This window comes from Azorhizobium sp. AG788 (assembly GCF_943371865.1).
Taxonomy (GTDB): domain Bacteria; phylum Pseudomonadota; class Alphaproteobacteria; order Rhizobiales; family Xanthobacteraceae; genus Azorhizobium.
The window spans coordinates 1-18985 of the sequence record NZ_CALRWL010000001.1 but is presented as its reverse complement, the minus strand read 5'-3'; the positions used below and the strand labels follow the sequence as shown (position 1 = coordinate 18985).

Annotated in this window: 15 protein-coding genes; 6 read left to right on the top strand and 9 right to left on the bottom strand. The window is 67.8% G+C overall.

Annotated features, from left to right (window positions below):
• Positions 1-41: 41 nt before the first annotated feature.
• Both AAG816_RS00075 and AAG816_RS00070 read right to left on the bottom strand, forming a co-directional pair.
• The gene (locus AAG816_RS00075; protein WP_341987205.1) at positions 42-899 is read right to left on the bottom strand and encodes an SH3 domain-containing protein; all 858 of its coding nucleotides are present in this window, start codon (positions 897-899) and stop codon (positions 42-44) included.
• Between the two features lie 90 nt (positions 900-989).
• On the bottom strand, positions 990-2411 hold the full coding sequence (locus AAG816_RS00070) for a short-chain fatty acyl-CoA regulator family protein (protein WP_341987203.1): 1422 nt from the start codon (positions 2409-2411) through the stop codon (positions 990-992).
• A gap of 293 nt (positions 2412-2704) precedes the next feature.
• Between AAG816_RS00070 and AAG816_RS00065 the strand changes: the two genes are divergently transcribed.
• From AAG816_RS00065 to AAG816_RS00040, 6 genes are all read left to right on the top strand, one after another.
• Positions 2705-4237 (top strand): acyl-CoA carboxylase subunit beta, encoded by a 1533-nt coding sequence (locus AAG816_RS00065; protein WP_341987201.1) that lies wholly within the window; start codon positions 2705-2707, stop codon positions 4235-4237.
• A gap of 147 nt (positions 4238-4384) precedes the next feature.
• Complete coding sequence (locus AAG816_RS00060; RefSeq protein ID WP_341987199.1) at positions 4385-6412, top strand: acetyl/propionyl/methylcrotonyl-CoA carboxylase subunit alpha; 2028 nt, start codon at positions 4385-4387, stop codon at positions 6410-6412.
• An 18-nt stretch (positions 6413-6430) separates the two neighbouring features.
• A complete protein-coding gene (locus AAG816_RS00055) occupies positions 6431-8281 on the top strand; it encodes a methylmalonyl-CoA mutase subunit beta (RefSeq protein ID WP_341987198.1) in 1851 nt (616 codons plus the stop codon).
• A gap of 57 nt (positions 8282-8338) precedes the next feature.
• Positions 8339-10495 carry a methylmalonyl-CoA mutase gene (gene scpA, locus AAG816_RS00050; RefSeq protein WP_341987197.1) on the top strand — a complete coding sequence of 719 codons (2157 nt, stop codon included), beginning with the start codon at positions 8339-8341 and terminating at the stop codon, positions 10493-10495.
• Positions 10496-10728: 233 nt separating this feature from the next.
• Positions 10729-11523 carry a methyltransferase domain-containing protein gene (locus AAG816_RS00045; RefSeq protein ID WP_341987196.1) on the top strand — a complete coding sequence of 265 codons (795 nt, stop codon included), beginning with the start codon at positions 10729-10731 and terminating at the stop codon, positions 11521-11523.
• 71 nt (positions 11524-11594) lie between these two features.
• Complete coding sequence (locus AAG816_RS00040; RefSeq protein ID WP_341987194.1) at positions 11595-12491, top strand: MBL fold metallo-hydrolase; 897 nt, start codon at positions 11595-11597, stop codon at positions 12489-12491.
• A 6-nt stretch (positions 12492-12497) separates the two neighbouring features.
• On the opposite strand, the gene AAG816_RS00035 is transcribed toward AAG816_RS00040, so the two are convergent.
• The 7 genes from AAG816_RS00035 to AAG816_RS00005 form a co-directional block, all read right to left on the bottom strand.
• Entirely contained in the window at positions 12498-13652 is a 1155-nt protein-coding gene (locus tag AAG816_RS00035) for an MFS transporter (RefSeq protein WP_341987193.1), read from the bottom strand.
• The gene (locus tag AAG816_RS00030; RefSeq protein ID WP_341987191.1) at positions 13649-14977 is read right to left on the bottom strand and encodes a protease; all 1329 of its coding nucleotides are present in this window, start codon (positions 14975-14977) and stop codon (positions 13649-13651) included. The genes AAG816_RS00035 and AAG816_RS00030 overlap by 4 nt, the downstream gene beginning before the upstream one ends.
• A 221-nt stretch (positions 14978-15198) precedes the next feature.
• Positions 15199-15846 carry a DUF938 domain-containing protein gene (locus AAG816_RS00025; protein ID WP_341987190.1) on the bottom strand — a complete coding sequence of 216 codons (648 nt, stop codon included), beginning with the start codon at positions 15844-15846 and terminating at the stop codon, positions 15199-15201.
• Between the two features lie 151 nt (positions 15847-15997).
• Positions 15998-16462, bottom strand: a complete 465-nt coding sequence (locus AAG816_RS00020) for a chemotaxis protein CheD (protein WP_341987189.1) — start codon at positions 16460-16462, stop codon at positions 15998-16000.
• A 50-nt stretch (positions 16463-16512) separates the two neighbouring features.
• Entirely contained in the window at positions 16513-17622 is a 1110-nt protein-coding gene (locus AAG816_RS00015; protein ID WP_341987188.1) for a chemotaxis response regulator protein-glutamate methylesterase, read from the bottom strand.
• A complete protein-coding gene (locus AAG816_RS00010; RefSeq protein WP_341987187.1) occupies positions 17619-18476 on the bottom strand; it encodes a CheR family methyltransferase in 858 nt (285 codons plus the stop codon). Before AAG816_RS00010 ends, AAG816_RS00015 begins: the two co-directional genes overlap by 4 nt.
• Positions 18477-18631: 155 nt before the next feature.
• A partial coding sequence (locus AAG816_RS00005) for a methyl-accepting chemotaxis protein (protein WP_341987185.1) occupies positions 18632-18985 on the bottom strand: 354 nt, incomplete at its 5' end.

Sequence of the window (18985 nt, the reverse complement as noted above, 5' to 3'; positions counted from 1 at the left end):
CGGCGCCTGACGGGAGAGAGGACGCGGGCGACCGCCTCAGATCACCGCCCGCTGGGCGGCGGCTGACTGCCGTCTGGCGGAGGACGCTGCCCGTTATATTGCGGACGGCCGCCCTGCGGCTGGCCCGGCGGCGGCCGATTCTGGCCCTGCGGCTGCCCTTGATAGACGGGACGGCCCGGCTGACCCGGCGGATGGCCGGGCTGGCCGTTCCACCCCGGCTGCCCCGGCGGACGACCGGGCTGGCCGTTCCACCCCGGCTGCCCCGGCGGACGACCCGGTTGGCCGTTCCACCCCGGCTGGCCCGGCGGAAAACCAGGCCGGCCCGGCTGGCCGTTCCATCCCGGCTGGCCGGGCGGATAGCCCGGTCGGCCGGGGCCGTTCCAGCCCGGATTGGGCGGATAGCCCGGACGGGGGCCGGGGTTATAGCCCGGCCGCCACCAGCCCGGCGGGCGCGGCCCCACGCCCGGAGGCGGCGGACCCCAGCCGGGACGCGGGCGGGGCTGGTAATATTGCCAGCGGCCATACTGGTTCCACCACGGCGCCCCGCGATAGTAATTGCCCCAGTAATTGCCGAAACTGAATCCCACCACCGGAATGCCGATCACCGGCGCATATTCCGGCACCAGCACCTGACGGCCCTGGTAGACGAAACCGAGATACTCCCCGAACACCCAGCCGCGGCTGCGCCCCCAGATCACATCGCACCAGGACTGGTTGTCGAGGCAGCCGACGATCTCCACCGGCTGTCCGCGGGGGATCACCGCAACCCGGGGATAGGCGGTGTCGGGGCCGGCGCGCATATTGACATTGCCGGTGGAAAAGCCGGGCGCGGCCATGGCCGCGCCGGTGCCGCAGAGGAGGCCGGCCACCAATCCCAGCGTACGCAAAATCACCCTCATGACGCCTCTCCCGGCCCACCAGCCGTATCTCGGAAGACCTTGATTTGCTTGTCGTTCAGGAGCGTGGCGGGATTACGTCACGTGACGCGGTCAGACGATCTCGAACGGAATGATGCCGCGCACCGCCGGATCGGTGCGGATGTCGCGGTCCAGCGGCGGGAAGGCGCGCAAATCGCAATCCCGGCGCGGGCAGATGCGGCAGGAAATCCCCAGCCGCGCCACCGGCGCCGCCTTCAGGTCCAGGCCATCGGCCTGCACCATCTGGTCCGCGAACGAGACTTCGCACCCCAGGCCCAAGGTATAGGCGCGGTCCGCCTGGCCATAGCGCAAGGTGGGGGCCGAGATGCCGCGGGCCAGGCACAGATAGCGCACCCCATCGGGCATCTCGCCCACCTGCACCAGGGTGCGCCCGCCCACATCGAACGCCTGATGCACATTCCACACTGGGCACGCCCCGCCATGGCGGGCGAACTGGAAGCGGGTGGCGCTGTGGCGCTTGGTGATGTTGCCGGCCCGATCCACCTTGGCAAAATAGAATGGCACGCCGCGGGCGCCGGGCCGCTGCAAGGTGGAGAGGCGATGGCACACCTGCTCCATGCTGGCGCCGGTCTCCAGCACCAGCCGGTCGAGATCATGGCGGCGGGCCTGGGCCAGAGCCAGGAAGCGGCGATAGGGCAGGATCAGCGCCCCGGCCACATAATTGAACAGGGCCAGCCGGCCGATCTCGCCGGCGGTCTGGCTGCGGAAGCCGGCGCTGGCCACCAGCCGATCCACCAGCGCGCGCTGCTCCAATTGGGCGATGGTGGCGGCGAGGCGAAACGCCCGCCCCTGCGGCGACAGGGTGCCGGACAGCACCAGCCGTTTGGCCCGCACATCCAGGACATAGAGCGGCGCCTGCGGATCCGCCGGTCCGATGTCCACGCTCAGCCGGTATTGCGACGCCAGATAGCCAGTGAAGGCCGCCGCCGGATCGCTGCCGGCCAGCACGCCCAGCCGCTCGGCCAGCGCTTCGGCGGCGCAGTCCAGTTCATCCACGTAATTGTCGATATAATGGAAATAGTCGCGCACCTCCTCATAGGGGATGAGCTTGGACTCGTCCGCGCCGCCGGTGCCGGTGGTGAGCATGTCGTCCAACGACGAGCGCCATTCGGCGGTGCGCCGCAGGGCCACATGCATGCGCAGGAAGGCATGAGCGAAGGCGGGCGAGAGATTGGCCACCGCCTTCATGTCCTGCACCCCCAGATCCAGGTCGCGGAACAGCGGGTCGGCGGCGGTCTCGCGCAGATCGGCGACGATGCGGTCGAGGTCGTCGGCGCCGAAGGTGGTGATGTCGACGCCGAAGGCGCGGGAGATGGCGATCAGCACCGGCGCGGTGAGCGGGCGCTGGTTGCTCTCGATCTGATTGATGTAGGACGGCGAGACCTGGAGGCGGGTGGCCAGCTCGGTCTGCTTGAGCCCCAGCTTCTCCCGCAGCCGGCGCACCGCATGGCCGGCAAACACCTTCTGGCGCATGGCTTCGCTTGCCTCTTCCTGTCTCGAATTGCCAATAATTTACAATTAGCAGATCAGATCTTTTACATCTTCAACATTGGCTTTGCACCTGCTAGCGAGAGATACCGAGGAACGCCAAAGAGGCAGGCACCCCGGCGCCACTGCCCGGCGCCGGGGTTGCCAAGCCCGCCCCGTGCGCGCCACCGACGCCGGCGGCGCGGCAATCTTTGCAATTGGTGGGATCAGCAGGCTTTTCCTCGGACGTTCGGCACCGCTACAGTGAAGGCCGGAGCGCGATCCGGCGGGGGAAGCACATGAAGGAAATCCTGGAAGAGCTTGAGAGCCGGCGCGGGGTTGCCCGGCTTGGCGGTGGCGAGAAGCGCATCGAGGCGCAGCACGCCCGCGGCAAGCTCACGGCGCGCGAGCGCATCGAGCTGCTGCTCGACCGCGGCTCGTTCGAGGAGTTCGACACCTTCGTGCAGCACCGCTGCATCGACTTCGGCATGGAAAACCAGAAGATCCCCGGCGACGGCGTGGTCACCGGCTGGGGCACGGTCAATGGCCGCCAGGTGTTCGTGTTCGCCAAGGACTTCACCGTCTTCGGCGGCTCGCTCTCCGAAGCCCATGCGCAGAAGATCACCAAGATCCAGGACCTGGCGCTGAAGACCCGCGCCCCCATCATCGGCCTGTTCGATGCCGGCGGCGCCCGCATCCAGGAAGGCGTGGCGGCGCTGGGCGGCTATGGCGAGGTGTTCAAGCGCAATGTCATCGCCTCCGGCGTGATCCCGCAGATCTCGCTGATCATGGGTCCGTGCGCCGGCGGCGATGTCTATTCGCCGGCCATGACCGATTTCATCTTCATGGTGCGCGACACCTCCTACATGTTCGTCACCGGCCCCGACGTGGTGAAGACGGTGACCAACGAGACCGTCACCGCCGAGGAACTGGGCGGGGCCAAGGTCCACACCACCAAGTCCTCGGTGGCGGACGGCGCCTATGAGAATGACGTGGAGATGCTGCTGCAGACCCGGCGGCTCATCGACTTTCTGCCGCTGAACAACAAGGTGGGCGTGCCGGAATGGCCCTCGTTCGATGATCCGCTGCGCATCGACGAGAGCCTGGACACGCTGGTCCCGGACAATCCCAACAAGCCCTACGACATCAAGGAACTGATCCTGAAGGTGGTCGACGAGGGCGATTTCTTCGAGATCCAGGGCGCCTATGCCCGCAACATGGTCACCGGCTTCGGCCGCATTGAGGGACGCACGGTGGGCTTCGTTGCCAACCAGCCCATGGTGCTGGCCGGCGTGCTGGATTCCGACGCCTCCCGCAAGGCCGCCCGTTTCGTGCGGTTCTGCGATGCGTTCGAGATTCCCATCGTCACCTTCGTGGACGTGCCGGGCTTCCTGCCGGGTACCGCGCAGGAATATGGCGGCCTGATCAAGCACGGCGCCAAATTGCTGTTCGCTTATTCCCAGGCCACGGTGCCGCTGGTCACGCTCATCACCCGCAAGGCGTTCGGCGGCGCCTATGACGTGATGGCCTCCAAGCATGTAGGCGGCGACGTCAATTATGCCTGGCCGACCGCGCAGATCGCGGTCATGGGCGCCAAGGGGGCGGTGGAGATCATCTTCCGCGCCGACATGGGCGATCCGGACAAGATCGCGGCCCAGACCAAGAATTACGAGCAGCGCTTCCTCTCGCCGTTCGTGGCGGCGGAGCGCGGCTATATCGACGAAGTCATCATGCCCCACTCCACGCGCCGGCGCCTCGCCCGCGCGCTCGCCATGCTGCGCTCCAAGAGCGTGGAGCAGCCGGCGAAGAAGCACGACAATTTGCCGCTCTAGCGGCCGTCAGGCCCGGGCTCAGGCCCGGGCATCCACGCGGCGCCTGACAGGCGACGCTGAGGGGGCGCCGCAGGAGGCCGGGACAGACCCGGCCCTGACGGCTTCCAGGGATGACATATGCGCCGCTGGCGCCGGGGACCGAACGCAATGTTCAAGAAGATCCTGATCGCGAACCGCGGCGAGATTGCCTGCCGCGTCATCAAGACCGCGCGCAAGATGGGCATCAAGACCGTGGCGGTCTATTCCGATGCGGACAAGGACGCCTTGCATGTGGAGATGGCGGACGAAGCCGTCCACATCGGCCCGCCCCAGGCGGCGCAGTCCTATCTGATCATCGAGAAGATCATCGAGGCCTGTAAGCAGACCGGCGCCGAGGCGGTGCATCCGGGCTACGGCTTCCTGTCCGAGCGCGCCGCCTTCCCGCGCGCGCTGGCGGAAGCGGGCATCGTGTTCATCGGCCCCAATCCCCATGCCATCGACGCCATGGGCGACAAGATCGAATCCAAGAAGGCTGCGGCGGCGGCCAATGTCTCCACAGTGCCCGGCTATCTGGGGGTGATCGAGACCGGCGCCCATGCCGCCGAGATCGCCGACGAGATCGGCTATCCGGTGATGATCAAGGCCTCCGCCGGCGGCGGCGGCAAGGGCATGCGCATCGCTTATTCCCGCGACGAGGTGCAGGACGGCTTCGACCGCGCCAAGTCCGAGGCGAAATCCTCGTTCGGCGATGACCGCGTGTTCGTGGAAAAGTTCATCGTCGAGCCGCGCCACATCGAGATCCAGGTGCTGGGCGACAAGCATGGCAACGTGCTCTATCTGGGCGAGCGCGAATGCTCCATCCAGCGCCGCAACCAGAAGGTGGTGGAGGAAGCCCCCTCGCCGCTGCTGGACGAAGCCACCCGCCAGAAGATGGGCGAGCAGGCGGTCGCGCTGGCCAAAGCGGTCGGCTACGACAGCGCCGGCACGGTGGAATTCGTCGCCGGCCAGGACAAGAGCTTCTACTTCCTGGAGATGAACACCCGCCTCCAGGTGGAGCATCCGGTCACCGAACTGATCACCGGCATCGATCTGGTGGAGCAGATGATCCGCGTCGCCGCCGGCGAGCCCCTCACCTTCACCCAAGGCGATGTGAAGCTGAACGGCTGGGCGGTGGAAAGCCGGGTCTATGCGGAAGACCCCTACCGCTCCTTCCTGCCCTCCACCGGCCGGCTGGTGCGCTATCGCCCGCCGGCGGAAGGCGTTCACGGCGGCATCACCGTACGCAACGACACCGGCGTCTATGAAGGCGGGGAAATCTCGCTGTTCTACGATCCCATGATCGCCAAGCTGGTGACCCATGCCCCCACGCGGGCCGAGGCCATCGCCGCCCAGGCGGATGCGCTGGATGCCTTCGCCATCGACGGCATCGGCCACAACATCCCGTTCCTCTCGGCCCTGATGGCGCATCCGCGCTGGAAGGAGGCGCGGCTCTCCACCGGCTTCATCGCCGAGGAATATCCCGATGGCTTCCACGCCCGCGCCCCGGACGGCGACACCGCCCACACTTTGTGCGCGGTGGCAGCGACCATCGACCATGTGCAGAATGCCCGCAAACGGCAGATCTCCGGCCAGATTTCCGGCAAGCCGGTGACCTTCGACCGCCGCCGCGTGGTGCAACTCACCGGCGAAGGCGGGGTGCAGCTCCAATCCGCCGAGATCGACGCCATCCCCGGCGGCTTCACCGTCACCCTGCTCACCTGGGGCGGGGAGGTGACCGACACCTATACGGTACTCACCACATGGGTGCCGGGCGAGCCGGTGTGGTCCGGCACCATGTCGGGGGAGAAGGTCTCGGTGCAGGTGCGCCCGATCCCCAATGGCGTCACGTTGGCCCATCGCGGCGTGGCGGTGCTGGCGCGGGTCTATACCGAGCGGGAGGCGGCGCTGGCGCTGCTGATGCCGGAGAAGGTGACCGGTGCCGGCGGCAAGGAACTGCTCTGCCCCATGCCGGGTCTGGTGGTGTCCATCGCCGTGGTGCCCGGCCAGGAGGTGAAGGCGGGCGAGGCGCTGGCGGTAGTGGAAGCCATGAAGATGGAAAACGTCCTGCGCGCCGAACGCGACGGCGTCATCAAGACCGTCCACGCCAAGGCCGGCGACAGCCTCGCTGTGGACGCGGTCATCCTGGAATTCGCCTGAGCGAACGGGAGAGCACAGATGGTGAGCGATCGCATGGATGCCCCCCTTCCCTTCGCCACCGATCTTGCGCCGGTCAGCCGGGAGGACTGGCTGAAGCTGGTGGACGGCGTGCTCAAGGGCGCGCCCTATGACAAGCGGCTGATCACCCGCACCGCCGAAGGGCTGGCGCTGGATGCGCTGCCCCCGCGCAAGGCCGAGGCCCAGCCCGTCGCCGGACGCGGCGCCGGCCTGCCGTGGATTGTCAGCGCCCGGGTGGACCAGCCGCAGCCGGATGCCGCCAATGCCCAGGCGCTGGAAGATCTGGACGGCGGCGCCTCGGGGCTGACCCTGGTGTTTGCCTCTTCGCCCTCCGCCCACGGCTTCGGCCTGCCCGACGGCACCCGGCTGGAGCAGGTGCTGGATGGGGTGATGCCGGACCTGATCGAGACCCGGCTGGAAAGCGGCGCCTTCAAGGGCCGCGAGGATGCCCTCGCCTTCGCCGAACTGCTGGACGTGCGCCAGCTCGACCCCGCCGGCCTGTCCGTCTCCTTCGGCCTCGATCCCTTGGCGGACATGGCTGCCATGGGCTCCGCCCCCATGCCGTGGCCGATGCTGTCGCACCGGGTGGCGGAGACCGCGTCCATCCTGAAGGCGCGCGGCTTTTCCGGGCCGCTGCTGCGGGCGGACGGCGCCGTGCACCATGCTGCGGGCGCCACCGATGCCCAGGAACTGGCCGCCGTGCTCTCAGCCGCCGTTGCCTATCTGCGGGCGCTGGAGGCGGGTGGCTTCACGCTCGAAGAGGCTGCCAGCCGCATTGATGTGGCGCTCACCGCCGACGTCAACCAGATCGCCACCATGGCCAAGTTCCGCGCCGTCCGCCTGCTGTGGGGCGCGGTGCTGCGGGAAAGCGGGCTCAAGCCCACCGCCCTGAAGGTCCACGCCACCACCGCCTGGCGCTCCCTGACCTGCCGCGATCCCTATGTGAACCTGCTGCGCGCCACGGTGGCCACCTTCGCCGCCGGAGTGGGCGGGGCGGACAGCATCACCGTGCTGCCCTTCACCCAGGCATTGGGCCTGCCGGACTCGTCCGCCCGGCGCCTCGCCCGCAACACCCAATTGATCCTGCTGGAAGAGAGCCAGTTGCACCGGGTAGCCGACCCGGCCGCCGGCGCCGGCGCCGTGGAGGCGCACACCGATGGGCTGGCCGCCGCCGCCTGGGATCTGTTCCGCACCCTCGAGGGCAAGGGTGGCCTCGCCGAAACCCTGGAACAGGGCTGGTGGCAAAGCCAGATCACCGAAGCCCGTGATCGCCGCGCCAAGGATCTGGCCAGTCGCAAGGAGCCGCTCACCGGCACCTCGGAATTCCCCATCCTGGTCCAGACCATGCCCGAGGTGCTGGCCCCGGCCCCGGCGCGGGAAAGCGCCGCAACCGACACGGCGCTGGCCCCTCACCGGCTGGCCGAGCCGTTCGAGGCCCTGCGCGATGCGGCGGAAGCCGCGGGCACGCCGCAGGTGTTCCTGGCGACGCTCGGCCCCATCGCCGCCTTCACCGACCGCGCCAGCTTCGCCAAGACCGTGTTCGAGGCCGGCGGCCTCTCGGTCACCGTGCCGGACGGGTTTGCTTCCCTGGATGATCTGGTGGCGTCGTTCGCCGTCTCCGGCACGCCGCTCGCCTGCATCGCCTCCTCCGACGAGCTCTATGCCAACGACGCCGCCGCCACCGCCACGGCGCTGAAAGCCGCCGGTGCTTCGGCGGTGTGGATCGCCGGCCGCGGCGGCGACCAGGAAGCCGCCTGGCGCGCGGCGGGTGTGGACGGCTTCGTCTATGCCGGCTGCGACGTGCTGGCCGCGCTTCAGGATGCACACCGACGCCTCGGGCTGGCCGCCTGACCCGGCCGATGCTGCCGCGGCTCGCGAGAGCTGTGGACTTACGTTAGGATGATCGCCATGAGCCGCTTGCCCGCCTTTGCCGACATCGCCTGGCGCGCCCCGGATCTCGCGCCGCCCGCCGACGCGCCGGCGGCCTGGATCACGCCGGAAGGCATTCCGGTGAAGGGCCTCTATGGCCCCGGCGATATCGCGGGCTTGAACTTCATCGACACCTATCCCGGCATCGCGCCGTTCCTGCGCGGCCCCTACCCCACCATGTTCGCCACCCAGCCCTGGACCATCCGGCAATATGCCGGCTTCTCCACGGCGGAGGATTCCAACGCCTTCTATCGCCGCAATCTGGCGGCGGGGCAGAAGGGCCTCTCGGTGGCGTTCGATCTGGCCACCCATCGCGGCTATGACTCGGACCATCCCCGCGTGGCGGGCGATGTGGGCATGGCCGGCGTCGCCATCGACAGCATCTACGACATGCGCACCCTGTTTTCCGGCATTCCGCTGGACCAGATGAGCGTGTCCATGACCATGAACGGCGCGGTGCTGCCGGTTCTGGCGCTGTTCATCGTGGCGGCGGAAGAACAGGGTGTGCCCCATGCCAAGCTCTCGGGCACGATCCAGAACGACATCCTCAAAGAATTCATGGTGCGGAACACCTATATCTATCCGCCCGCCCCCTCCATGCGCATCATCTCCGATATCTTCGCTTATACGTCGAAGGAGATGCCGCGCTATAATTCCATCTCCATTTCCGGCTATCACATGCAGGAAGCCGGAGCGACGCAGGATCTGGAGCTGGCCTATACGCTGGCGGACGGCGTCGAATATGTCCGCGCCGGCGCCAAGGCCGGCATGGATATCGATGCGTTTGCCCCGCGCCTGTCGTTCTTCTGGGCCATCGGCACCAATTTTTTCATGGAAGTGGCCAAGCTGCGCGCCGCGCGCCTGCTGTGGACCCGCCTGATGACCGATCTCGGCGCCAAGAACCCTAAATCCCTGCCCCTGCGCACCCACAGCCAGACCTCCGGCTGGAGCCTGACGGCGCAGGATGTGTTCAACAACGTCATCCGCACCATGGTGGAAGCCATGGCCGCCACCCAGGGCCACACCCAGTCGCTGCACACCAATGCGCTGGACGAGGCGCTTGCCCTACCCACGGACTTTTCCGCCCGCATCGCCCGCAACACCCAGATCCTGCTGCAGCAGGAGAGCGGCACCACCCGGCAGATCGACCCGTGGGGCGGCTCCTTCTTCGTGGAGAAGCTCACCGCCGATCTCGCCGCCAAGGCGTGGGCGCATATCCAGGAAGTGGAAGCGCTGGGCGGCATGGCCAAGGCCATCGAGGCCGGCATTCCCAAGCTGCGCATCGAGGAAGCCGCCGCCACCACCCAGGCCCGCATCGACGGCGGCGCCCAGACCGTGGTGGGCGTCAACAAATACAAGCCGCTGCGCGAGACCCCCATCGACGTGCTGAAGGTGGACAATTCCGCCGTGCGCGCGGCCCAGATCGAAAAGCTCCAGCGCCTGCGGGCCGAGCGCGATCCGGTGGCCACCACCGCCGCTCTGGAGGCGCTGACCACGAGCGCGGCCGGCGGCGGCAACCTCTTGGAACTGGCGGTGAATGCCGCCCGCGCCAAGGCGACCGTGGGCGAGATTTCCGATGCGTTGGAAAAGGTGTTCGGCCGCCACCGGGCGGAAGTGCGGGCCATTTCCGGTGTCTACAAGCGCGAGGCCGGCGGCATGAGCGACAAGGTAGAGCAGGTGCAGCGCCTCGCCGAGGCGTTCGAGCACAATGAAGGCCGCCGCCCGCGCATCCTGGTGGCCAAGGTGGGCCAGGACGGTCACGACCGCGGCCAGAAGGTAATCGCCTCCGCCTTCGCCGATCTGGGCTTCGACGTGGATATCGGCCCCTTGTTCGCCACCCCCGAGGAAGCCGCCCGGCAGGCGGTGGAGAATGACGTGCACATCGTCGGCATCTCCTCGCTGGCCGCCGGGCACCTGACCCTGGTGCCGGCGCTGAAGCAGGCGCTGGAGGCGGAAGGGCGCGGCGACATCATGGTGGTGGTGGGCGGCGTGGTGCCGCCGCAGGATTATGAGGCCCTCAAAGCCGCCGGCGCCGAAGCCATCTTCCCGCCCGGCACGGTGATCGCGGACGCCGCCCGCGACCTGCTGGCGAGCTTGGCCCATCGCCTCGGCCATAGCCAGGAAGCGGCGGAATAGTTGTTCGGAAGAGGGATTAAATTACCACCTACCGGATGAAATTACCGCCCACCGCCGGCAAAGACATTATTTTGCATTATGATTGCGATAAATACTTAAAAACGGATAGATTTTCCTGAAGTGCGATTTACATCGCATTAAATTATGGTGTGGGGCCATAAATGTCAGGAATATTGTGGTGCGCATCTATCCGAAGCCGGGCAGAGTATGACGCCTATGCAGAGCATGTGAATTTGTACGGCTATACCCGGTGTCAGATCGAGGATGAGATTGCCCCACCAGCGGGCGAGACGTCATGGCTGGACGGAGAATGCGCCGTCTGCGACCGCCAGACCCGGTTTCTGATCGATTATAATTACAGCGCCGCATCGCCTGACGGCAGGATCCGTCCGAACTACCGCGAACGGCTGGTCTGCGAGCATTGCCACCTCAATGCACGGCTGCGCGGCACCCTGCACTTCATGCGCGATCAGGCCAAGGCGGTGCCGGATGCCCGCATCTTTATCGCCGAGCAGGTGACCCCCTTCTTCAAGGAACTCACGGATCGTTTTACCCGCGTGACGGGGAGTGAATTTCTGCGCGACGGGACCGCGCCGGGTCGGACGAATGCCGCCGGCATCCGCCACGAGGATGCGACGGCCTTGACCTTCGCCGATGGCAGCCTGGATCTGATCCTGAGCTTTGAAGTTCTGGAGCACGTCCCGGATTATCTCACCGCACTGCGCGAGGCCTATCGCTGCCTCGCTCCCGGTGGTCGCTTTATCTTCACGGTTCCGTTCGCTCCCGCGTGCCATGAGCATCTGGAACGAGCCCGTCTGGTCGATGGCGAGATCGAACACATTCTCCCGCCAGAGTATCATGGCGATCCGGTATCGGAGGATGGCGCGCTCTGCTTCCGCTATTATGGCTGGGGGCTTCTCGACGAACTGCGGGAGATCGGCTTCCGGGACGCGCACAATTTCTTCTATTGGTCCCGAAAGCTTGGCTATATTGGCGGCGCGCCGTCCATCCTGATGGCCACCAAATGAGCTGATCCATCGGCATAGGGCCTTGGCCCTGGGTGCCGTACCTCGGACGCCGCTCAGGCGAAGGCTAAGCCATGCACCCATCGGCCATCGCCCCCCTGGGGTCCACCTTGCGCATTCTGCGCCCTGCGCCCCATGTCGTGGCCTTCTACGATGGCCGCCTGCCCGGCGTGCGGGCCTGGTCCGAAGCGCCCAACTGGCTGGACGACGGCGCCTACGCGCTGGGCATCTGCTCCTTTGCGGTGGTGGATGGCACGGAAGCGCTGGTCTACGACACCCACATCTCGCTTGCGCATGCGCGCATCATCCGCCGCACGCTGGAACAGGCCGGGGTCCGGCACATGCGGGTGGTGCTGAGCCATTGGCATGACGATCATGTGGCCGGAAATGGCGTGTTCGCCGATTGCGAGATCATCGCCAACCGGCTCACCGCCGAGATCCTGGCCGCCCACCGCGCGCAGATGGAAAGCGCCACCCCGCCCATTCGCCCGCTGATTTTGCCCAACCGCCTGTTCGAGGACCGGCTCACGCTAACGGTGGGATCGGTGCCGGTGGACCTGCGCCAGATGGACATCCACAGCCGGGACGGCACCGTGGCCCTGCTGCCGGGCGGCCTGCTGCTGGCCGGCGACACGCTGGAAGACCCCATCACTTATGTGGACGAGCCCGACCGCCTGCCCCAGCACCTGGAGGGCCTTGCGGAGATGGCGCGCTGGCCCCTGACCCGCATCCTGCCCAACCATGGCGCGGAGGCGGTGATCGCGGCGGGCGGCTATGGGCCGGAGCTGATCGGCGCGACGCAACGCTATGTGGCGGCCCTGCGGTTGGCCCGCACCGATCCCCGCACGGCGGTGCCGGATCTGCGAACCCTGATGGCCCCGCAGTTCGCCGCCGGCACGCTCGGCTATTTCGCGCCCTATGAGGCGGTTCACCGCGGCAATCTCGTCGCCGTGGGGGCGCTGACGGCGTAAGCGCCCCTACGCCTTGCGATAGATCGCGGCGCCGAGGGCGAACAGGCCGCAGGCGCCGGCCACGAAGAAGGCGATGCCATGCACATGGGCCTGCATGGCAAAGCCCGCCGCCAGCGGGCCAATCAATGCCCCCCCGCCCCAGGTGAAGCCCATCAACGCATAGATACCCACCAGGTCGCCGCCGGAAAACCGGCTGCCCACAATGGTCAGCATCAGCGTGTAGATGCCGACGAAGGCGCCGCCCCAGAAGAACAGCAAGGTATAGGTGAGGACGGGCGAACCCAGCACCAGCGGCCACAGCCCCGCCCCCACGGTAGCCAGCACGGCGCAGCCGATCACCAGCCGGCGGCGGTCGTACAGGTCGCCCAGCCAGCCGATGGGCAATTGCAGCACGATGGCGCCGATCATCATCACCGAGATCAATTGGGTGGCGTTCTCCTCGCCCCAACCCAGGCTCACCGCATAGAGGGCGAGGAAGGACAGGCCGGCGGTCTCCACGGCGGCATTCAGCACGGTGGCGCCGATGGCCACCGGGGCCAGCCGGAAGAAGCGCAGCGGGCTGCCCACGCTGGGCTTCTCGAACGCCGGGGCGACCACGAACGGCATCAGGATGAAGACGGCGGCGGACAGCGCGATGGCCCCGCCCACCAGATAGGGCAGCGCCCCATGGGTGCCGACCAGAGAGAGGATGGACGGACCCGCCGCCAGCCCGATGGACAGAGCGGCGGTGTAGATGGCCATGGAGCGGGCGCGGGTGTTCTCGGTGCTGAGCGCGTTGATCCAGGTCTCGGACAGCACGAACAGGGCCTCCGCCGACATGCCCAGCAGCACCCGCAGCGGGAACCACAGCCACACATTGTCCACCACGCCGAACGCCGCCAGCACTACCGCCGAGGCCACCAGCGACATCAGGATCAGCCGCCGCGGCCCCAGGCCCGCCACCAGGCGCGGCAGCAACAGCGCGGTGATGAGCACACCCACCGCATGCATGGCGGCATTGGTGCCGATCAGCGCATCGCTCAGGCCGCGCTGGGCCATGTCCAGGGCGATCAGTGGCGCGCTGAGGGAATAGGTCAGGCCGAACATCATCGCCGTGACGATGACCGCGGCGCGGGAGACCAGATCGGGACGGGCCACCAGGGCCGTGCGCAGAGCGTTCATGGGAGGGAGGTGCTCACGGTCCGCGCCGCGCGGATGCGGCGGAAGAAATCCATCGCCCGCACCGGCCAGGGCGTGCGGCCTTTGTCGACAATGCGCCGCAGGGCCAAGGCATAGTCGAGCACCATGCCCGGCGTCCAGCACATGGTCTGCGCCTGCGAGCGGATATAGCCCGCGGCCCACACGTCCGGGTTCAGCAGCAGCAGGAACAGGCGCAGCCAGGGAAAGCGGGTCTGCAAGACCCCTTCCAGCGCCGCATCCAGCCCCGCCGCCACCGCCACCGAACAGTTGCGGTTGGTCAAGTTGTAGGTCGCCTCCTGGCGGTAGCCGGCCCAATAGGCCCGCAGCCGCCGCAGGTTGAAATGGTGGAACTCCACCTTCTTGTCCGCCACGCGCCACAGCGCCGTTTCGGCCGCATAGGAGGGCTGGAACTGGCCGGGAATGTCATTCTCGGCCCCGGCCCGGAACGCCCGCACGAGCCGACCCTGCGGGTCCAGCTCCTGGGCGGGCCAATGGCTGATATAGACGTGCGGCAGGCATTCCAGCGCCGAATGCCCGGTGGAGAAGGCGCCGTTCACATCGATCGTGCCGAAATAGCGATCCACCACATAGCGGCGGGACGCCACCTCGGCGGAGCCGACCGGCGTCCAGACCCGCACGGTCATCACCCCCGCATCGATATCGCCCGGATCATCCTCCCCGAACAGCACCGGGGCGTTGTCGTACCAGTTGCGGGCGCCGAACACCGGCAGGGCCAGCAGCGCCACTTCGTCGGAGGAGGACCGCAGCAGGAAGGCGATGCGCATGAGGTTGGCGCTGGCCACCAGCAGCAACAGGCTGATGCACAGGGGAATGTCCGAGCCGTGCGGCAGCGGCCAATCGGCCACGATCAGCGCGGCCAGCACCAGTTCGAACACGCCCACCAGCACTGAGAGCAGCCAGCCCTGGAACCGCACCAGCAGCAGGGTGCCGAGCCGGAACAATCCATCGACCCCGAACGCCAGGGCGAACAGCCAGGAGAGCACGGCCTCGTTGCGCAGGGGCGTATCGAGGATCAGCCCGCCCAACAGCAGCAGGATCACCGCCTTGACCGCGCACACCACCCGGCCGGCACCGCTGGGGGAGGTGATGATGCCGATCCCGGACAGCAGACCTTCCACGACGAACACCAGCCCGAAAGCCTGGATGGCGATGGCGGTGGCCCCATCCACCAGATCGACGATCACCGCCAGCGCAAGGCCCATCAATGCCAGTCCAGCCACCGCCAGGGCCCACCACTGGCGCCGCAGGGCTTTCCCACCAATCAGCAGCAAAGCAATCTTGAACACGAAAAGCCCTTCTCGCCGATCCAGCCCCCGCTGGATGGTCGTCGTCCCGAACCGGACCGGATGCGCCGCGCGCGGGTCTGAAACCCGCATAAAGGCGCCGCGACCGGGTCGCTCCCGTCGCGCATTCGCCGTGTCTCTCCCTAGCGCGCCGGCGAGGCTTCTGTCGAGAGCGGCTTGCCGTGGCGTTCCAATTTTCCGCTGCCCTTGGACAGAACACCCATTCAGGAGGGTTGACGGAAGATGACCAAGAGATTGTTGGCGGGCATCTCCACCACCTGTTCCAGCGCGATCCCGTGCGCGGCGGCGCAGGCCGCCACCGCCTCCAGATCGCGCAGGCCCCAGCGCGGGTCGCGGCGGCGCAGATCGGCGTCGAACGCCTCATTGCTCGGCGCGGTGGGCACGCCCGCCCGGCGATAGGGACCGTAGAGAAACAGCCGGCCGCGCGGCGGCAGCAGCGCGCCCGCCCCGCGCATCAGCCCCTGCGTCGCCTCCCACGGGCTGATATGGATCATGTTGATGCACAAGATGGCGTCCGCCTGCGCCAGCGGCCAATCCAGGCTGGCGGCATCCAGCGCCAGCGGCGGGCGGATGGTGGCAAGCCCGGCCTCCGCCGCCCAGGCGGCGATGGAGGCGCGGGCCTGCGGCATGGGATCGGACGGCTGCCAGACCAGATGCGGTGTCGCGCGGGCGAAATGCGCCACATGCTCGCCGGTGCCGCTGGCGATCTCCAGCACCAGGCCGGAGGCGGGCAACAGCGGCCGCAGCACCTCCAGGATCACATCGCGATTGCGCGCCGCCGCCGGAGCGATCAGCCGCTCTCCCGGTCCCGTGGCGATCGCCGGCAGGGCGTCGGGGATGCGCTCGGCCATTCCACTGTCCTCCCCAAGGGTGCGGTGCGCAGGTCGCGGCCGCCGCACGCCGGCAAATGATTCGATCCAGAGTTTCCTCTTTAGAGACCGGCGGGCGAAGACCCAAGCGCACAGCTCTGCGGCGGCCCCAGCCGCCACACGCCGGGATGCCCTATGCGGGCCGCGCCCCGCCGGCCGGCACGTGGTGGGACATCACCGGCCGCACCAGCACCTCTCCGGTGGCGGTGACAAGCTTGATCAGCAGCCCGTTGCGGTCGCCGGTGCGCTGGGCGACGACCGGAATCTCGAGCTGGGCCAATTGCTCCAGCGCCGCAACCACATTGCGGGCGCCAACACTGCCGCCGCTGGCCATGCCGGGCAAGACTTCGGCGCCGCCGAACACCTTGGCCTCCAGCCGGGCGCGCGGCCCGCAGATCCGGCGCATGGCGGCAAGCAGCCGCGGGATTGCCACATCGCCATAGCGGGGGCTGGCCTCGCTCCCCTCGCGGGCGGGCAGCAGAAAGTGATTGATGCCGCTCACCCCACGGCCACGGTCGGTGATGCAAACCGAGACGCAGGATCCCAGCACGGTGGTCACGAGGCTCGGCTCAACGGCGCAGAAGAGGCGGCCCGGCATCAGAAACACATGGGCCAGTTCCCCGGACGCGCCCGCTCGGCCCGGGGCACTCACCATCGCCGGGCCAGGAGGATCTGCGATGCGATCTGCTGCAACGGCACCACCTTGTCGGCGGCGCCGAGCAGGATGGCTTCACGCGGCATGCCGAATACCACGGAGGTGGCCTCGTCCTGGGCGATGGTATGGGCGCCGGCAGTCTGCATCTCTTTCAGGCCCTGCGCCCCGTCATCGCCCATGCCGGTCATGATGATGCCCATGGCATTGGCCCCGGCATAGCGCGCGGCGGAGCGGAACAGCACATCCACGGAGGGCCGATGGCGCGAGACCAGCGGGCCGTCCTTCACCTCCACATAATAGCGCGCCCCGCTGCGCCGCAGCAAGGTATGGCGGTTGCCGGGCGCGATCAGCACCCGCCCGCGCCGCACCGTGTCGCCATCCTCGGCTTCCTTCACGTCCACGGCGCACAGGCCGTCCAGACGGCGGGCGAAGGCGGCGGTGAAATGCTCGGGCATGTGCTGGACGATGACCACGCCGGGACAATCATGGGGCAACGCCTCCAGCACCAGCCGGAGGCTCTCGGTGCCGCCGGTAGAGGCGCCGATGCATACGATCATCTCCGTGGTGCGGGCCATCGCCTCCTGCGTCAGCGACGCGCGCACGATGGGCGGGGGCAGCATGGCATCGGCGCTGAGCTTGGCCGTCGGCGCCGACCGGCTGGCGAGCGCGGGACGCCCCGCCCGCGGCACCAGCGAGAGGTCCGCCCGCGCCGCCGCCTTCACCGCGTCGCAGATGCGCACGCTGGATTCCAGCAGAAACGCCCGCGTCCCCACCTTCGGCTTGAGGATGATGTCGATGGCCCCCGCCTCCATCGCCTCGATCAAGGTCTGGGAGCCGTTTTCGGTGAGGCTGGAGCACATGACCACCGGGATCGGCCGCTGGGCCATGAGCTTGCGCAGGAAGGTGATGCCATCCATGCGCGGCATTTCCACATCCAGCGTGATGACGTCGGGCACTTCCTGCTGGATGCGCTTGGCGGCGACGAAGGGGTCGGATGCGGCGGCCAGAACCTCAATCCCGGGATCGGCGGACAGAATATCCGTCAGCGTCTGCCGCACCGAGGCGGAATCATCGATGATCAGGACGCGGACCCGACGCTTCATGGTGTGCCGATACGTTGAAAGACGGTGGTCGATACCGGGCGGAGCGGCAGGCCGAAGCCGTTCAGGGTCTCGGAATGGCCCATGAACAGGAAGCCGCCGGGCCGCAGGTGCTGGCATAGCCGGCTCAGAACCTTCTTCTGCGTGTCCTTGTCAAAATAGATCAGGATGTTCCGGCAGAAGATGGCGTGCATGTCCGCATCCAGGGGATAGGACGCTTCCATCAGATTGAGGCGGCCGAAGGCCACCATGCCCCGCAGCTCCGGCACCATGCGCACGCGATCGCGCGCGCCGGACTTGGCGCGCATGACATAGCGCCGCCGCAGCTCCACCGGCACGGGCGTGATCATGGCCTCGGGATAGATGCCCAGCCGGGCGGTCTCGATCACCTCGGTGCTGATGTCGGTGGCCAGGATCGAGGAGCGCAGCGCCGGCGCGGCACGGGCGAGTTCGCTCACCACCATGGCCAGGGTATAGGGCTCGGCGCCGATGGAGCACGCCGCGCTCCAGATCTTCAGCGGCACCTTGCTGGAGATCTCCCGTTGCTCCAGCAATTGCGGCACCGCCTGCTCGGCGAGGAAGCGGAAATGGTCCGGCTCGCGGAAGAAGTCGGTCTTGTTGGTGGAAACGGCGTCGATCAGGCTCACCGCCTCGCCGCCAAGTCCGTCCTGCTCGAACAGATAGCGGCAATAGTCCGTCAGGCTGCCCACGCCCAGCGCCCGCACCCGGCGCCGCAATCGCCCTTCCACCATGGACTTCTTGGCGGGGGGCATCTTGATGCCGCTATAGTCCTGAATGAACGCGGCCAGGCGCTGGAAATCGCGCGCGGACAGATTGTCGAGGGTTTCGAGCGCCATGGCTGTCAAGCTCAGGTCCGATCTGTCATGCGCCGGTCGATGCCGGATTGCGCGTGCGCGGGGAAAGCGCCCTCCCGGTCTGGCACATGCAAGACCGGGAGGGCGCCCATGGGGGTGCGCAGGAGACGCGTGGGTTGCGCCTCCTGCGTGATGGCTCAATAGCGTTCGAATTCCGCATCCCGGGCATCGCCGCCGCCGAGATCCAGAACCATCCCGGCATTGCGACCGTTCGCTCCCGCAGCTGCCCGCGGCTGAGCGGCGCGGACCGAGGTGACCACCGCGGGCTTGCGCACCTGCGTGCCGCCCCGTGCGGAGGGCTTCGGGCCGGTCGTGCGGGCCGAGGGCATGCGCGCCGGGCCAGCCGATGCGCCTGCGCCATCGATGCGGAAGTAGGCGATGCTGGCCTGGAGCTGCTCGGCCTGGGCCGCCAGTTCCTCGGAGGTCGCCGACATCTGCTCGGAGGCGCCCGCATTCTGCTGGATCACCTTGTCCAGCTGCTGGATCGCCTG

Excerpts from the sequence above, each read along its gene's own strand:
- AAG816_RS00075 (WP_341987205.1), bottom strand. The coding sequence starts at position 899 with ATGAGGGTGATTTTGCGTACGCTGGGATTGGTGGCCGGCCTCCTCTGC.
- AAG816_RS00070 (WP_341987203.1), bottom strand. The coding sequence starts at position 2,411 with ATGCGCCAGAAGGTGTTTGCCGGCCATGCGGTGCGCCGGCTGCGGGAG.
- AAG816_RS00065 (WP_341987201.1), top strand. The coding sequence starts at position 2,705 with ATGAAGGAAATCCTGGAAGAGCTTGAGAGCCGGCGCGGGGTTGCCCGG.
- AAG816_RS00060 (WP_341987199.1), top strand. The coding sequence starts at position 4,385 with ATGTTCAAGAAGATCCTGATCGCGAACCGCGGCGAGATTGCCTGCCGC.
- AAG816_RS00055 (WP_341987198.1), top strand. The coding sequence starts at position 6,431 with ATGGTGAGCGATCGCATGGATGCCCCCCTTCCCTTCGCCACCGATCTT.
- scpA (WP_341987197.1), top strand. The coding sequence starts at position 8,339 with ATGAGCCGCTTGCCCGCCTTTGCCGACATCGCCTGGCGCGCCCCGGAT.
- AAG816_RS00040 (WP_341987194.1), top strand. The coding sequence starts at position 11,595 with ATGCACCCATCGGCCATCGCCCCCCTGGGGTCCACCTTGCGCATTCTG.
- AAG816_RS00035 (WP_341987193.1), bottom strand. The coding sequence starts at position 13,652 with ATGAACGCTCTGCGCACGGCCCTGGTGGCCCGTCCCGATCTGGTCTCC.
- AAG816_RS00025 (WP_341987190.1), bottom strand. The coding sequence starts at position 15,846 with ATGGCCGAGCGCATCCCCGACGCCCTGCCGGCGATCGCCACGGGACCG.
- AAG816_RS00020 (WP_341987189.1), bottom strand. The coding sequence starts at position 16,462 with ATGCCGGGCCGCCTCTTCTGCGCCGTTGAGCCGAGCCTCGTGACCACC.
- AAG816_RS00015 (WP_341987188.1), bottom strand. The coding sequence starts at position 17,622 with ATGAAGCGTCGGGTCCGCGTCCTGATCATCGATGATTCCGCCTCGGTG.
- AAG816_RS00010 (WP_341987187.1), bottom strand. The coding sequence starts at position 18,476 with ATGGCGCTCGAAACCCTCGACAATCTGTCCGCGCGCGATTTCCAGCGC.